We start from the raw sequence: 15,521 nt of genomic DNA, 5'->3' as shown, positions 1-15,521 counted from the left end.
TTGATTTAGAACATTTCGATTTGGTCTAATTGCTTGTATATTGAAACGAATCCACAAATACCTATACACCCCTATGAGCCATACCATAGTTGTCATTGATGATGACAGTATTACCTTAGACATCATAGTTTCTGCGCTAGAGGAAAGCCTTGACGTGACGGTATACAGTTTTCAGGATAGCCGAATGGCTAAATCATTTCTTACCGATCCTAAAGCCGGGCGGTTAGATTTGGTGATCACCGATGTGCAAATGCCGGGTTATACTGGCATAGAGATCTTGGCCTACATGCGCAGACAGCAAATTAAAACACCTGTAATGCTTGTTTCGGCTGAGGGCACTCGCGAAGTAGCCGTGGAGGCTAAGCGGTTTGGCGCTAATGGCTTTATTGTGAAGCCGTTTAAAACGGATGACCTGTTGCAAAAAGTGAAAACCCTGTTGAAATAAATTAGTGGCCATCTAGACGTCCAGTTGTTACTCTTTACACAAATTCATTAGCAGACTGAATCAATGGCGACATTTCCTCAATTACCCAACAGAAAACCCACATTTTCATTTAAATGGGAAAAATACAAAGGCAAAGATATCCTACCCATGTGGGTAGCCGACAGCGAGTTTGCCTGTGCTCAACCAATTCTTGATGCACTGACATCACGTATTCAACACGGCGTACTGGGATACACACTTCCTGCGCAATACTCGCCTGCCAGTGACGCCGTGGTGAGTTGGCTACGCAGACGCCACAACTGGCAGATTAAACCAGAATGGATAGTGTGGACGCCTGGCGTTGTTCCTGCTTTTAATGTGGCATGCATTGGATTTGGTCATGGCGATGAGGGCAAAGGTAGAGTGCTCATTCAGGAGCCAAACTACCCGCCGCTGCGTGCTGCTCCCGGGCTTCACAATTTGGAAAAAGTCAGCATTCAGACACGCATGGTTGATGGCCGCCTCACGCTTGACTTTGATCAATTAGAAGCTGAAGCATCAAACCCTGATACACATTTGATGATTTTATGTAACCCAATGAATCCAGTTGGGACGGCGATGACACAGTCTGAATTAGATAGGGTGGCGACAATCTGCCAAAAATACCAGGTCACTTTGTGTAGTGATGAAATTCACTGTGACCTTATTTTGGACGAGGGCACGACGCATTTACCGGCCTCTGCACACCCAGCATTGGCTGACAATAGTATTACCCTGATGGCAGCGAGTAAAACGTTCAACATTGCGGGTTTAGGTACCTCTTTTGCCATTATCCCTGATGCTACTTTGCGTCGACGTTTTAATCAGGCTGCCGCGGGCATAGAGCCTTGGGCAAATATCCTTGGTTTAGTGGCTACAGAAGCAGCGTTCACGCAGTGTGATGAGTGGTATGAGCAACAACTGACGTATCTGCGAGAAAACAGGGCCCTAGTCAGAGATGCTATCGATAAGATCCCTGGGCTGACGATATACCCAGCAGAGGCCACCTTTCTCGCCTGGATTGATGCGTCAGGGCTTGGCGTCGATAACGTGCAAGACTGGTGTGAAGAGAGAGGCGTTGGGCCTTCACCGGGTGCTGACTTTGGCTGGAAACATTGCTTTAGGCTCAACTTTGCCTGTGGCAGAGACGACTTAACGTTAGCGCTTGACCGATTATCTAAGGCGTAAGCCATAATGTGGCTTACATCAGTTTGTAAAAGGCAAGTACAGTAATAACCGTTAGGCAAATTAGCGCCACGATATTAAGCCACTGGGGGTTCCTCAACTGGCTTAATGCCTGGTGACGGTTCATTACTCCAATTAGCAAGGCAACGACCAGCGGCAGCAACAGTGCATTGGTCACTTGAGCCACTAAAATCATAGTTAGAGGCTGCGTACCAAAAACCGCAAAAAGGGTACCCGTTAAAATGATGGTAGTGACAATGAATCGAAAGCCTGCACTTGATAAGGTGCTCTGCCAGCCGAACAAGCCACTTAGCGCATAACCGGCGGCGAGTGGCGCTGTTATTGCACTGGTGAGTCCAGCGGCAAACAGGCCAAGGGAAAAGAAGGTTGTCGCATATTGACCTAAGACTGGCTCTAGCTGCTTTCCGATATTGTCAGCGGATAGCGGCTCACCCTGAGTAAAAAATGTCATAGCGGCTGTCGTCATGATCACCAGAGTAATTAAACCGCCTATGGTAATGGCAAGCGCACTGTCTTTTCGTGTTTGAATCAACGGTTGACTGTCAGTTGCATTAGAGTGTGCAGTTAAGCTGGCGTGCAAAAACAGATTGTAGGGCACTATGGTCGTGCCAATAAGGGCCAACGCGAGTGATAAAGAATGGGTAGACAGCGAGGGGGATAACAGCTGAGAAAAAAGTACCGCCCAATCTGGTGAGGCAAAAAACAGTGTGGTGACAAAGACAAGGGACATTATGATAACTAAGGCAACCAGTACCCGCTCTATGTACTTGTATGAACCTGAAAACAAAAGCGCAAGCGCTAGACCACCTATTAACCCGGCAGATTGGGCCGCTGTGCCGGTCCCTAGTGAGGCTAAACCCAACCCTGCGCCCGTCAAGTTTCCACTTTGATAAGCTGCATTGCCAACGCCGATTGCTGCAAGCACCAACAGTCCAGCGACACCTTTGGCGAGAGGGTGACTAAATACGGCCAGTATCGCTTCACTTAATCCTTGTCGCGTGGCAAAGCCAAGTCGAATTACCATATCCTGTAACACTACAGTGGAAACAACAGAAAAAATGAGTGCCCATGCGAGGTGCAGCCCCATTTGTGCGCCAGCCATACTTGCCGTTGTTACTGTGCCCGGCCCAATAAAAGCCGCAGCAATGATTAAACCAGTCTTGTTTTTCATCATGTCATCCTAACGTTGACTTTATTTGTCTGTCAGCTCATCCTGTACCCGAACATTCGGAATGTCTAATGCTAAGTCCAGAATTAACGGTTTTTATTCATCAAGCTGAAAACAAAAGAACACTGATGCCCGGTAGTTTTGTTGCGGGCCTTGTATTTGGTGTGAGTGCCTCCCCCGAAATCCCTATGCCTGAAAAATGGATGCCATGGACCTTGTCTTCTGCTGCATCGTCTTTAGACAGTCATCAGGCGGATGCATTGGCTGACGCATTAATGGGGCAGTTGCGCTGGCAACTCGATACCATGCGCAACAATCAAATTAGGCTACCAGTAGAGTGCAAGTGGGATGCCGACAAAACCAAACGGACAACCTTAGAAAACTGGTTGTCAGGATTGATGTTTGCGCACCAGCAATGTGAACCAGAATGGCAAGTGGCATGGAATAACCGGCAAATTGACGATGCAGTTTCGCGTCTAACCCGTTGTATAAAATGTTTTTCTTTGCTAGCTGATGCGGATGCTGCATTAAAAGCGTCACCAGATGACAAAAAAGACCAGTTGATTGAGAACCTGCCAGTGCTAACATCGCAATTAACGAGTCTTTTACAGGATTATGTAGCGCTTGCTGGCGAACTCGCCGGAACATTACCCGGCCAATTCGAGCTGACTAGCGAACCAGCAAACAAGCTGCGCTAGTGGTCATCGCCTAGACGCCTTCTAACGTCCATGACATAAGAATTCAGCTGACGCTTTGCGAGTTCGTATTGGTTGTTAAGCTCGTGAGAATCTGGCTCCCGTAACAAGGCCTTAAATGCTCGGTCAGTCTGTTCTAACAGTGATTTGAGGTGTTCATTACTTACATCCATGTTGCCTCCGCAAGTAAAAGTTAAACCGACAGGTACATCCTCCACCCCCTGTTCTTTAAATTTTAGCAAAGGATGGGCGATTTGCTATGCCGACCCTTAAAAAGGTTTAACAACAGCGAGGATGACTATGGCGAGAATAATCAAAACGGGGGCTTCGTTTAAAATACGATAAAATTTACTGCTGTGTTTATTGGTATCTGCAGCGAAATCTTTCATCAAGAAATACAGATAAAAATAGTAGGCGTAAATTAAAACCAACAGAAGCAGCTTCATATGCAACCAGCCAGAAGCCTTGAACCAGTGTATACCGTACATGTGAATAAGCGCTAAGCCAAAAAGGAGTGTTAACAAGGCAAACGGCGATACAAACCAAAACAGCCGTCTTTCCATCACTTTATAAGCATCTTTGACCGCTTGATTGTCGGTGCTGGCATGATAGACAAACAACCTCGGCAAATAAAATAGCCCTGCCATCCAAGCCAACATAAAAAATAGGTGAAGCGCCTTAAGCCAAAGTAGGGTCATGAATGTGTCCTTTAAATTTGTCCCTGATGAAGGTGCTTTTGTACTTGGGCCCAAGAGAGTACACCCATAACCTCATCAGGGTTGGTATCGTAGATATAGACCGCACCAGCCCGTTGATTTTTCATTTTGTCATAAGCTTCAGCTAATGTGGTTTGCGCACTTATGCCGGCCAAATCAACAAAAACAATCGCGTCCGCATCGTGGTCGAGTGATGTATCGAACTGCGCCAGCTTAAAGTTGGCGGCAAGTTCAAAGCTGTGTCTCTGCACAACAATATCTGTGGGGTGTTCTGCCAAATAATCTGCAATGGCTTTTTGTGGTGCGTCGTGAAACTGTTTAAATTGGGTCTCCATTACAGAGAGTACACCGACTTTTTCTAGCGTTTCTCTTATTGGATTGACTGCGTAGGTTAGCTTCTGATAATCCAGCTGCTGGAGAAACACTGAACGATTTTTGAAAAACTGCGTCGAGGTTACATAGGCCGGTACAATAACGAACATGGCAGGCACAATAATTTGTGGACTGTAAGACAACTCCATCACTGCAGTGAGAGCAGCAAGTGGGGCGTGAAGCACTGCCGTGAGCATACCTGCTAGTCCTAGCAGAGCAAAACTACTGATGTAGTCAGGTATGTCTAGCCAGGCTGCCAGAGGACTGAGAAGCAATGCGCCAGCTAACATGCCAATGAGCATAACCGGGCCGATAATACCGCCTGGAATACCAAGACCGATCGCTGTGATCGCCAGTAACATTTTTACAACCAATAGAAGGGCAATCAGTATGGCGTCTGGGTTGCTGTCGAACAGGCGTCGCACTGAATCAAAATCTGCGCTCATCGCGTCTGGTAAAAAGAGCCCCGCAGTACCTGTAATAAGCGCTGCGAGTATAAGCCGCCAGACCATCCCAACCGGCCTGAACAGTCGCATCACACGCATTAACTGGCGATTAAACAATGTCGCCAGCGCCCCGAGTGCAACACCAAAAACAATTAAATATGCATACATCCACTGGCTAAAGGCAGCAAAAGAAAAAAAGTACAATTCATGTGCATCACCGAAGACTATCCTGGTCATTACTGACCCACAGGCAGCCGCTAGCATAACGGGCACAAATATATGAATACGGTATTCCCTAAGCACAACCTCCATAACGAAGATCACTGCTGCCAAGGGGGTGTTAAAGGACGCTGAGATACCCGCTGCAATGCCGCAGCCCGCCAGTATGCGAATGCTGTTGTAGGGAAGCCTTAACCACTGGCCCAAAAAGCTGCTGCTTGCCGCGCCCAAGTGCACCGAAGGGCCTTCACGACCCACAACAAAACCGGAGGCCAGTGCAAACATTCCGCCAAAAAATTGGTTGATGGTTGCACGAAGCGGAATCAATCCAAAATGCGTCTTTATGCGATGAATTACAAAGGGAATACCCAATCGATAATGCTTGAACCCGGTTAGTTTAGCCACAATAAGTATGCAGAAAACACCGACTAACGGCATGATAAATCGCTGCCAAAATGGCGCATTGCTAAAATCGCCTTGCGAGTTCAGAAGCATACTTTGAAACCATTCAATGCCTAGCCGGAACAATATAATCATTGACGCGGCACATAAGCCGCCAACAATGCCCAAGGCGCACACATGCGCGCTCGTGTGAGGCTGAGCAAGCTGATTGCGAAGTGACTGAATGAAGGTTAAAGGTTGAGACACTGAGACTAATTCCTTAAGCTGTCTTCACCTTATCAAAAAATGACAGTAAAGAGAAAGACTTAAGCATGCCTGGTTCTGCTCAACATTCGCGTATTACAGACAAGCGATACCGCTGGTCTGGCTTATTTGTTGCGCTCTTATTTACGCTTTGGGTGGGTTATCAGCTTGCTGAGTCAGAGCGCAATAAACTAAGAGCTGAAATTACCTTGTTGAAAGGCAACGTTGCGGCACTCAATGCTGAAAATCATGTCATCACCCAGCAGGTTAATGAACTGAATGCGCGACAAAGTGTTTGTGATTCACAGTTGCAGCTCACTCAGGAAGCAAAATATGAAGAACGACAAACGCTGTCTGCCTGTGAAGAGCAAGTTGCATTTTATCAGCATGTAATGGCACCTGAGTTGTCTCAAAAACTGTTGTCAGTCGACTTAATGCAGGCCCGATGGTCGGCTGAAACAGCGAACACCATTAACATTGAACTGGTATTGTTACAGCCCCGTACACAAAAATCGACAATATCAGGCAAGTTGAAAGTGGAGCTTGTCGTTGAGGGTCAAACCACGCCAATTTTGTTAGACAATATTGATTATCGCTTTAAATTTTTTCAGCAAGTCAGCCAATCCTTTACACTGCCTGGCGATGCAGTGCCAGTGGCTTTGCGATTTTCGTCGAGCGTGATGCAATATAAACGCGTACGAGAGCAGTATAGTCAGGAAATTCCCTGGCCTTCAAAAGGGCTGGATAACGAAGAAGGCCAATCATCGCAGTAACCCCTAGCTCATTGTTGGCAATGGTGTTTCGCTAACAGGGCTTCGGTACCTGAAAAGTAGGTTTTTGCTGATTTTTTTATCACGTCTGCTTTTATACTTTCTGACGCCAGGTGCACTTCTTCCAGCGCCTGTGCTGTTTCCGCTATGGTGGTTTTCAGCCGGGCCAGCGCATTCTCCAAGGTGTAGGTTAATTCGTGAATTTTCACCATACTTGCAGTATCGATGTTTTCCGCAGACGTGAGTGCTGCCAATTTTTCATTATAAGTTTGAATATTGCAAAGCGCTGTCGCAACGTCAGGTGCTTCAAGAGATGGGAAGTGATCGTACTTTTCTTCGGCATAAGCTGAAGCTGATAAAAGAAGCCCTGTTGCTAAAGATAACGTGATGAGTTGTTTCATTATTTTCCTTATTCGTGGCAAACGTGACTCTGTAGTGGTTGAAAGTCACTCACAACAGCTAATGATAAATGGGTAGTTTATTGGTAATAATAATTATTATCAATAAGTCATTTTCTTTGGCTTTTGCTTACAGCAATGGTTGCAGTGATAAATTCCATATATTAGTGCGAGATATCAAAACACACCTATACTTAAAAACGCTATGATGTATCACGCTGAGTGTGCAGGTAAGCACATTATTTAAAGGGTTGTTTTTTCTCTATGGATCACGTTTTTTCGCTCACGCGCTTTTTTGAATTGTCTGATGAACCCATGCTAGTGACAGATGCATCTGGGGGCATAATGACCTGCAATAATTATATTAAACAGCGTTTCACGCTTTCTGATACGCCACAAAGCACTAATATTAAAGATATCGTCCACGCACAAGATACCAATCTGCTGACACGCTGCTTGGCATCAATCAATGAAAAAAATACAAGCACGACTGTCACGTTAAGACTAAATTCTCAATCCAATCGAGATATCTATATTTCATGGAGCATTCAATTTGATACAACGTCGACGTCTTTGTATTGGATAGGTAAAGACATTTCAGCATTTAAGCAGCAAGAAGCATTCTTAGACATCTTGGAACAAGTCACAGGTACGGGCGTTTGGGAGCTGGCATCTGACGGCGATGTGGCGCACTGGTCGGCGAAGATCCATGAAATTCATGAAACAGATAAAGAGACTTATCAGCCGATAATTCAGGAAGCCCTCTCTTTTTATCCAGAAAAAGCAATTCCCACATTAATGGCCGCGTTGGAGCAGCAGGAAAGTACAGGGAAACCCTATAATTTAAATCTGCCTTTTGTTACGGCAAAAGGCCATGAAATTATGGTTAATGCCAGAGGGTTCACTGAAAAGCGTGATGGCGTAGTTTCGCGACGTTATGGCACCTTTAAAGATATTACCGATGAGCAGAGGGAACACCTTGAGAAAAAGAAATTATCGCAACGTACCGCATTAGCATTAGAACTCTCTGGAATAGGTATTTGGGAATACGATGTGAAGTCGCAAAAGCTTATTTGGGATGAAAATATGCTGGACTTATATGGCGTAAGAAAAGCGGATTTCACGGGAACATTTGATGATTGGTCGAATGCAGTCTTGGATGAAGACCTTGAACAAGCGAGTGCCGAGTTTACGCGTTCTATGGAGACTGGTGAATCCTTTGTTTCTCAGTTTCGTATAAAAGTGCCAAATGGCGGTGTGCGGTATGTCAAAGCCGCAGCGACCAACATTTATGATGACGAGGAAAATCTCGTACAAATTGTTGGGGTGAATATGGATGTAACCTCCGACGTAGAAAAACGCCAGCTGTTGCAGCAGGCGAAAGAAAAATCAGATGCAGCAACACAGGCTAAGTCCCAATTTTTGGCCAACATGTCACACGAGATTAGAACACCATTGAACGGTATTATGGGAGGGCTGCAAATCTTGTTGGAGGAAGTGCTCTCAAAGCAAGGCCGTGATATTGCTGAAAAGTCGTTGGACAGTGCAAAGTCCTTGTTAGGAATAATCAACGATATTTTAGACTATACCAAGATAGACGAAGGCAAGATTGAGCTTGAGTATATACCTGTAGATGTCTGTCAGTTAGTTGACCAGATCATTAACGAATACACATTACTCAATCAAGAGAAGCAGGCAGTTGACTTTTGCGTGGTTTGCGACCCATTTGCTCGCGGATCTTATATGACTGATCCAACAAGACTTAGGCAGGTGGTGTCAAATTTGCTCAGTAATGCGGTCAAATTTACTAAAGCGGGAACCATTACCGTTAAGGTAGGCTTAAAGCAGGATTCCTCCCTTGAGCTCAGTGTTGAAGATCCTGGCATTGGTATGACCCAAGAGCAGGTCAGCAAGTTGTTTACACCTTTCGTTCAGGCTGATGCGTCTGTTACTCGAAAATACGGTGGGACAGGACTTGGGTTGTCGATAGTTAAACAACTGACACATTTGATGGAAGGCGAAATTTCCGTCACAAGTGAACCGAACCGGGGAACCTGCTTTAGACTGGTATTCCCTTTCCAACGCATAAATGTTCAGGGTAATGAGCAAAAGTCAGAAGGTTCAGAGGTGCCAGATTTGACAGGCATGCGGATAGTTATTGCTGAAGATAACGAACTCAATCAAATTCTTATTGGCGCAATGTTAGCTGAAACTAATGCTGACTTGGACATTGTGGATAATGGTGCCTTGTTGGTTGAAGCAATAGCGCAAGATGTCTATGACCTTGTGCTATGTGATATCAATATGCCCGTTATGGGAGGTGTGGAAGCCTGCAAATACATCAGGCAACGTGACAGCAGTACGCCTGTGTATGCGTTTACTGCAAATGTCATGAAAGAAGATTTAAAACTCTATTCCGAGGTCGGTTTTAACGGTGTCGTGAGTAAGCCAGTTATAAAGGCCGATTTGTTTTCAATGTTACTTGCATTTGCATCAGAAAAGCGAGATAGCGAGTAAAACTGCGCGCGTTCGCGCTTTAATTTTTATCCTAATTTTCCGGCATCTATTAAATAAAAATAGGATGTATGTAACAAAATATGAGTATTTGACGGCAAAATGCTGCTCAATACGTCCATTTATCAGAAAAAATCCACTTTTTGTCGCTTCGTCGAGTGAGCCTGTACTTTGTCGGTTTTTAGTAAGCAGTTTTGCTTTCTTTCGCGACTATTAATACAGGTGCCCAACATTGGGCGACTGGGAAAACGACAAGTAAAGGGTTTTATTATGAAAAAGTTTGCCGCAATCGCTATATCATCACTATTTACAATTGGTTTAAGTACTCAGGCTTCTGCTGATGTCGGCATGCCGAAGTATCTGGAGAAACAATTAGTTTCAGTTTGTCACGCGTTGAAAAACGACGATAAGCTAGCTTTAAAGAAGATTATCAGGAAAGCACATTTTGACTATGACGATGTTGTCACAGGATTGAAGTGTAATGGTCAAAATGCACACGAATATGCGTTGCTTAACGGCGCAAGTGATACCGCCAACTATATTGCCAAGCGTGCAGGGTTGGATATGAGTCAAGTAGTCGCAAAACGTTAGAGGCACTATTTCATGCCCGATATTGATGCAGTTCTTCTGGGTAAAGAGTCAGAAACACTGGCAACACAAATTGCTTGTGTCGATTCCGCTCAACAGTTTCAGATTAAGGTTGCAGCATCGTTTGAAGCTGTTGAGCAGTGCATCGATAAACAAAACGCAGACAGCAGTGTCCTTTTCCTTTCAGGGGATGACGTCTTGCATCATGTGAAAAATGCATCGGATTTTGTTCAGGTTGTTGTTGTGTCAGAGTTGAAAGAGCGTGCCAGTGAGTTACTGTCTTTGGGGGCAACAGACTTTCTTCCACTCCCACTTTCAAGTGCTCGATTGCATCGTTGTTTAGACCATTTTGCTCAGCTGGTTTCATTACGTGCAGCAAAGCAACAAAACGATAGAATTGATGCACTTCTGCGCAGGAAAAATGGTATGTCGATAGCGGCATTTTTGTCTGCTCTGGAAAACCTCAAAAGCAGTAGTCTAAATGAATTGTGTTCCACGCTATGCGTTAAATCAGGCAGTGACTGGATCCGACTTAATCTGGAAGAAATTCTATGGTTTGAAGCAGCGGGGGACTATGTGTGTATATACACTCAATCCGGTTCGCACATAGTATGCCGACCACTAAAGCAGTTTGAAAATGAGCTGTGCGGCGATACTTTCAAGCGTGTCAGTCGAAGCGTTATTGTGAATCTGGCCAATGTTAAAGGCTTTACCCAGTGCCATAATGGTGGGCTACAAGCCAATATCCAAGGTGATCATCAGGTTAAAGTGGGCCGTCGGTATCGCCATACACTCGACATGGTTTCACCGTAGCTGAGGTAAAGCCGCTAACCATCACCCCTTACCGAAGCAATGACAGTCTGAGGAGCTCATCTAGTGTAATACTTGATTGAATTACTCGGGTATTAGATAATGTTGCCATTCAGTTTTACCAGCAGATTGTACATGAGTGTAGAAACAGCCTTACCCATTGAGTTTTCTGATGCCGCAGCGGCAAAAGTGAAAGCTCTGGTTAGTGAAGAGGAAAACCCAGAGTTAAAGCTTAGAGTGTATGTAACCGGAGGCGGTTGTAGTGGTTTTCAGTATGGCTTTACCTTCGATGAAAAGGTCAACGAAGGTGACATGACAATTGAAAAAGACTCTGTAACACTGGTCGTGGATCCTATGAGCTTACAATACCTCGTTGGCGGCATTGTCGATTATGTTGATAACCTGGAAGGTTCACGTTTTCTGGTTAATAACCCAAATGCGACGACTACATGTGGTTGCGGTGCAAGCTTTAGCGTATAAACTAATATTCCTGTTTAGCAATAAATGATGGATGCAGTGTTATGAAGTTATTTGGTTCAATCCCGTCGCCCTATGTTAGGCGCTTGCGAATGTGGTTGTGTAACACTGAGCACGACTTTATTGATATGCAAATTTATACAGGCGAAGACAGAGATCGCTTGCTCGCTGTCAATCCCACGGGGAAAATACCCATGCTGGAAGACGGCGATACCATTATCTTCGATTCAAGAGTCATCTTCCGCTATCTCACCAACAAGCTCGGCTATCCCACGTTGAATTGGGAGCAGGAAAACCACCTTACTTTAATTGATGCTGCCAATGACAGCTTTGTTTCTATGTTGCTGCTTCAGCGTAGTAATGTGGATACAACAGGTGACGATTTGTTTTTCAAACTTCAGCGGGACAGAATTGAAGCCAGTTTGTCTGAACTTGACCGCTTGGTGGAAAAAGGTTTTTTCAACGATTGGCACTACCCTTCAATATGTTTGTTTTGTTTGATCGATTGGATAGAGTTCAGAGAGCTACATGACTTGCAGGGTCTTGAGCAGCTAAAAGCCTTTCACCAGCGTCATCATGACCGTATAGAGGCCACGGCAACGAACCCCAGGTAACAACTGGTTTAATAGCCTTGGTCAAAATCTAACTGATACTGTAAAGGCTCACCGTTAAGATAGCGCTTTGCGTTGTCTATAAAACACTCTGCCACCTTTGTTGTGTCGCTGATTGCTGCGGTGTGATGGGTAATGATCGTTTTAGGGTGTCGCCAGAAGGGGTGGGTTGTAGGTAATGGCTCTTGTCTGAATACATCCAGTACCGCCAGTGCGGGTTTATCGTGTTGCAGGGAATGTAGCAGTGCTGCCTCGTCTATGGCTTCGCCTCTGCCAGCATTTATTAAAACTCCGCCAGGTTTCATGGCTGACAAAAAGTCACCGTCAATGGCGTGATAGGTTAAAGGCGTATCAGGTAACAGGTTGACGATAGCGTCACAATGGGCTGCGAATGTTTGCTTATCTTCAAGTATGTACATACTCTGATAACCAGGATGCTCATTACCTGAACGATTTAACCCGATGACTTTCATGGAAAAGGCTTGTGCCACTGGCAATAGCGACGCTGCAATGCTCCCTGCACCCATAATTCCCAGTGTTCTATTGGCCAAGTATTGGGGCAATACAGCTTGCCAGTCTGTTGCACTTTTCATCGCTTCCACTTTTCTAAAGTGATGCAAAATATAAGTAAATACATATTCACGCATTTGCGCTGTAAAGATGTTTTTCACCGCTGTCAGGATGTAATTACGTTTAGACAACTTAAGCAGAGGTGCATTACCCGCCCAGGTAGATTGTAACCATTTCATGTTGTTGCAGCGTTCGACTATTTGGCTTGCCAAATCTGGACTTGCCAACAAAATCTCCACAGAGTCAGTGTCTATTTTATTTGCAGTCTCAGCGTGCTGAACAACCTCAATATAGGGTACATCAGCTAACAATGTGACCAGTTCAGAGGCATCTCTGCTGCAAATGCTGGTGCGTATTTTTTGCATATAATTGTTTAAAACTCGTTAAAAAAGTATTAAATTCTAAAAAAATAAATATATACGAATTAAGTTCATTTTTGAGTCAGTGAGGTTACCCTATGAGCTCTACTTCTTCAGCGCGTGTACTTTCGCCTAAACGCAACACTACTGATGCCCAGGATATCAGTCAATTGGTTGCAGAACAGTTACAACATTTTGGCATTGATGCTGATACTGATTACGGCAAAGCATTGGGCTCAGTTGCTAACAATTTATATCATGCGCAGGACAATTTGAGCCAGTTGTGGGAAATCACGCAACAAACGTTGGCTTCATTACCGAAGAGTGATCGTATTGCGTATTTTAACGCGAAGAAATTTTTGTCCTTTCAGTTAGCAAAATTACTGGATAATCTTCAAAATCCGTTCAGAGCGACTTATCAAAGCCTGAACAACAAAACACAGGGCACTCACCACTATCCTTTGTTTGACAATGTCACGGCGCTCTTTTCTGCAACGCCCGTTGTAGTGAGAACCGCAACCTATGTATATGCCTGTACAGAGTGGGTGGATGATGCTTTTCAAGGTAAAGAGTTTACGCACCAAATCTATTCCCGCTTGCTTAACCCAACCAATATCTCCTTGGCAAACGCTATTGTTGACATGGAGGCGGGTGAACATTCAGCAAATTATTTAGCCTGGAACTACAACTCAGGTATGGCCGCAATAGATGGATTACTATCAAATGTGTTGCACCACGGCGACATTTTGATTGTATCGAGAAACGTGTACGGCGGCGTCTATCAGCTCTTACATGATTACATGGCCAGAAAGAACCGATTGGATATACAGCTTGTCTGGTTTGACGGCTATTCTGCACAGGATTTTGATAAGTGTATGGCAACAATGAAAGCCGAATATGCTGACAGAATTGCTAAAGGGGCAAAGTGGCATGTCTATATGGAATCGCCCTGTAACCCACACGGTTATGTATTGGATGTGCCCGAAATTACTCGTATGGCGCACGCTGAAAATGCGTTAGTCATGCTTGATTCAACACTCGCTACGCCAGTGCTGCACAAACCTCTGCAGCACAAAGATCCAAGCGCACGTCCTGATTACATTGTGCATAGTTATACCAAGGATATTTGTGGCAGCGGTGCTACCACGGCAGGTGTTGTTATTGGTGAAGCACATCGCATGTTCCAGCCAAAAGGCACATCGATGAAAGGTGTGGACTGGTCTGAAACCATGTTTTGGGATGTGTACTACATCAAAGGGGCTTTCTTAGACTCAGAAAAGGCTTTTGATGTATTAAACGGCATGAAAACTTTGCCGCAACGCATGGTCAGTAAGGTGATCAATACGCGTGTATTTACTGCCTTTTTGCACTCTCATCCCGCTTTCAGAGTAAACAGTCATGCAATCCCCACTCACGAAAATACAGGATTGGTAGAAAAACAGCATGTTCATGGCTGGCCAAGTGCTTTATTTACTGTTGATATGGCAAATGTCGACATTGGCAGACAGGCATTCACACAGTTTTTTGATGCGCTGGAGCCTGCTTTTGGTCACCAAGTGAGTATTGGCCAGACCAACACCATCATATTGTGTCCTGCGCTGACCTCTCACTCTGAATTGAGCCGAGAAGAACAGCAGCGAGCAGGCATTGAGCTCACAACCATGCGCATTGCGATGGGAACTGATGATGTAAAAAATCTAATGGCGCATTTTATGCTGACCGCCAAAATCCATATCGATCCTGTTTCACCAGGATTTAGCGACCAGTTTATGAAAGCAGAAGAGGTTGATGATTTATATGCACGTGTACACGAGCAGGTCCATCAGCAACTCGTCTCTCAGCAACCCTCGATGTCGGATTACCTGTCAGGCAACCACTAAGTCTGTTTCGTTAGTCGTCACCGTAACCCCAGGGCGGCGGTGGCGGCGCAATAGGAGACGTCAGGTCGAAGTCTACCCGAAACTCCCGTCCTTCTCTTATCAACCTGTAGCTAAAGGTGTCTGGATAAATATACATTTGCCATATATTGGTTAATGACTGAGGGAGTCCTTTTTGCGCAAAAAGTTGCCTTGAATACTCATCAACCGGAAACGATTGAATGTGGTCAAAACCTGCGTCCAGTGTGTGGCCACCGTACATAGTGACAGGGTCATAGTGACCATCACTTTTTCTGTGATCGTGTTTCAGACTAAGGCCACTGCCTGTTTTGGTAATAATCCAGGTACGTGAGGCGTTATCCCCAACGTGGAACGGGATGTGCAGTTGGGTATCGTTGCACATTCTTACATGCATCACCAGTTTCTCCCGGGAAAACGTGCTGGGGCCTTGGTTATCCACGCTAACTTCGCCTTCAAAGGCTTTTCCGCAGTGCTGTTTGATAGCATCAAAAAAGGCATTATGTGTGGGTATTGACACTAAGGGAGCGGGTTTAGTGACAGCATGGCTTTGTGAAACCCCAAAAAGGGCTACGGCGATAATAAATAGTCTAGTCATC

General features: G+C 45.0%; 17 protein-coding genes. 10 read left to right on the top strand and 7 right to left on the bottom strand.

Annotation, left to right across the window (positions count from 1 at the left end; genetic code table 11):
* Positions 1-73 precede the first annotated feature (73 nt).
* Both DRW07_RS13265 and DRW07_RS13260 read left to right on the top strand, forming a co-directional pair.
* A complete protein-coding gene (locus DRW07_RS13265; RefSeq protein WP_124028412.1) occupies positions 74-445 on the top strand; it encodes a response regulator in 372 nt (123 codons plus the stop codon).
* A 63-nt stretch (positions 446-508) separates the two neighbouring features.
* On the top strand, positions 509-1,651 hold the full coding sequence (locus DRW07_RS13260; protein ID WP_124028411.1) for a MalY/PatB family protein: 1,143 nt from the start codon (positions 509-511) through the stop codon (positions 1,649-1,651).
* Positions 1,652-1,664: 13 nt separating this feature from the next.
* Here the strand turns inward: DRW07_RS13260 and DRW07_RS13255 are convergent, their stop codons facing one another.
* On the bottom strand, positions 1,665-2,843 hold the full coding sequence (locus tag DRW07_RS13255; RefSeq protein ID WP_124028410.1) for an Nramp family divalent metal transporter: 1,179 nt from the start codon (positions 2,841-2,843) through the stop codon (positions 1,665-1,667).
* Positions 2,844-2,908: 65 nt separating this feature from the next.
* On the opposite strand from DRW07_RS13255, the gene DRW07_RS13250 reads away from it, so the two are divergent.
* Positions 2,909-3,535: a UPF0149 family protein gene (locus DRW07_RS13250; protein ID WP_124028409.1), complete on the top strand. Its 627-nt coding sequence runs from the start codon at positions 2,909-2,911 to the stop codon at positions 3,533-3,535.
* On the opposite strand, the gene DRW07_RS18350 is transcribed toward DRW07_RS13250, so the two are convergent.
* The 3 genes from DRW07_RS18350 to DRW07_RS13240 form a co-directional block, all read right to left on the bottom strand.
* Complete coding sequence (locus DRW07_RS18350; RefSeq protein ID WP_165870499.1) at positions 3,532-3,705, bottom strand: hypothetical protein; 174 nt, start codon at positions 3,703-3,705, stop codon at positions 3,532-3,534. The two genes, DRW07_RS13250 and DRW07_RS18350, sit on opposite strands and share 4 nt — an antisense overlap.
* 96 nt (positions 3,706-3,801) lie before the next feature.
* Entirely contained in the window at positions 3,802-4,230 is a 429-nt protein-coding gene (locus DRW07_RS13245) for a CopD family protein (protein WP_124028408.1), read from the bottom strand.
* Positions 4,231-4,241: 11 nt separating this feature from the next.
* On the bottom strand, positions 4,242-5,822 hold the full coding sequence (locus DRW07_RS13240) for a chloride channel protein (protein WP_124028744.1): 1,581 nt from the start codon (positions 5,820-5,822) through the stop codon (positions 4,242-4,244).
* Between the two features lie 176 nt (positions 5,823-5,998).
* Here DRW07_RS13240 and DRW07_RS13235 point away from each other — a divergent pair, with 176 nt between their 5' ends.
* Positions 5,999-6,703: a DUF6776 family protein gene (locus DRW07_RS13235; RefSeq protein ID WP_124028407.1), complete on the top strand. Its 705-nt coding sequence runs from the start codon at positions 5,999-6,001 to the stop codon at positions 6,701-6,703.
* Positions 6,704-6,711: 8 nt separating this feature from the next.
* Here the strand turns inward: DRW07_RS13235 and DRW07_RS13230 are convergent, their stop codons facing one another.
* A complete protein-coding gene (locus DRW07_RS13230; protein WP_124028406.1) occupies positions 6,712-7,101 on the bottom strand; it encodes a DUF6746 family protein in 390 nt (129 codons plus the stop codon).
* A gap of 261 nt (positions 7,102-7,362) precedes the next feature.
* On the opposite strand from DRW07_RS13230, the gene DRW07_RS13225 reads away from it, so the two are divergent.
* The 5 genes from DRW07_RS13225 (at position 7,363) to DRW07_RS13205 (ending at position 12,101) form a co-directional block, all read left to right on the top strand.
* Positions 7,363-9,615 (top strand): ATP-binding protein, encoded by a 2,253-nt coding sequence (locus DRW07_RS13225; RefSeq protein ID WP_124028405.1) that lies wholly within the window; start codon positions 7,363-7,365, stop codon positions 9,613-9,615.
* A gap of 267 nt (positions 9,616-9,882) precedes the next feature.
* Entirely contained in the window at positions 9,883-10,203 is a 321-nt protein-coding gene (locus tag DRW07_RS13220; protein ID WP_124028404.1) for a DUF3718 domain-containing protein, read from the top strand.
* A gap of 12 nt (positions 10,204-10,215) precedes the next feature.
* Entirely contained in the window at positions 10,216-11,013 is a 798-nt protein-coding gene (locus tag DRW07_RS13215) for a LytR/AlgR family response regulator transcription factor (RefSeq protein ID WP_124028403.1), read from the top strand.
* A gap of 132 nt (positions 11,014-11,145) precedes the next feature.
* On the top strand, positions 11,146-11,490 hold the full coding sequence (gene erpA, locus DRW07_RS13210) for an iron-sulfur cluster insertion protein ErpA (RefSeq protein ID WP_124028402.1): 345 nt from the start codon (positions 11,146-11,148) through the stop codon (positions 11,488-11,490).
* A gap of 41 nt (positions 11,491-11,531) precedes the next feature.
* Positions 11,532-12,101: a glutathione S-transferase family protein gene (locus DRW07_RS13205; protein ID WP_124028401.1), complete on the top strand. Its 570-nt coding sequence runs from the start codon at positions 11,532-11,534 to the stop codon at positions 12,099-12,101.
* 8 nt (positions 12,102-12,109) lie between these two features.
* Here DRW07_RS13205 and DRW07_RS13200 read toward each other — a convergent pair whose 3' ends face one another.
* The gene (locus tag DRW07_RS13200) at positions 12,110-13,033 is read right to left on the bottom strand and encodes a D-2-hydroxyacid dehydrogenase (protein ID WP_124028400.1); all 924 of its coding nucleotides are present in this window, start codon (positions 13,031-13,033) and stop codon (positions 12,110-12,112) included.
* A 92-nt stretch (positions 13,034-13,125) separates the two neighbouring features.
* On the opposite strand from DRW07_RS13200, the gene DRW07_RS13195 reads away from it, so the two are divergent.
* Positions 13,126-14,907, top strand: coding sequence for a trans-sulfuration enzyme family protein (locus DRW07_RS13195; RefSeq protein ID WP_124028399.1), 1,782 nt, complete (start codon positions 13,126-13,128; stop codon positions 14,905-14,907).
* A gap of 10 nt (positions 14,908-14,917) precedes the next feature.
* On the opposite strand, the gene DRW07_RS13190 is transcribed toward DRW07_RS13195, so the two are convergent.
* Complete coding sequence (locus tag DRW07_RS13190) at positions 14,918-15,520, bottom strand: hypothetical protein (RefSeq protein ID WP_240630631.1); 603 nt, start codon at positions 15,518-15,520, stop codon at positions 14,918-14,920.
* Position 15,521: the final 1 nt, after the last annotated feature.

The organism is Paralteromonas sediminis (assembly GCF_003820355.1).
Taxonomy (GTDB): Bacteria; Pseudomonadota; Gammaproteobacteria; order Enterobacterales; family Alteromonadaceae; genus Alteromonas_F; species Alteromonas_F sediminis.
Note: the sequence above shows the minus strand (reverse complement) of the source record. Positions and strands in the feature narration are given on the sequence as shown.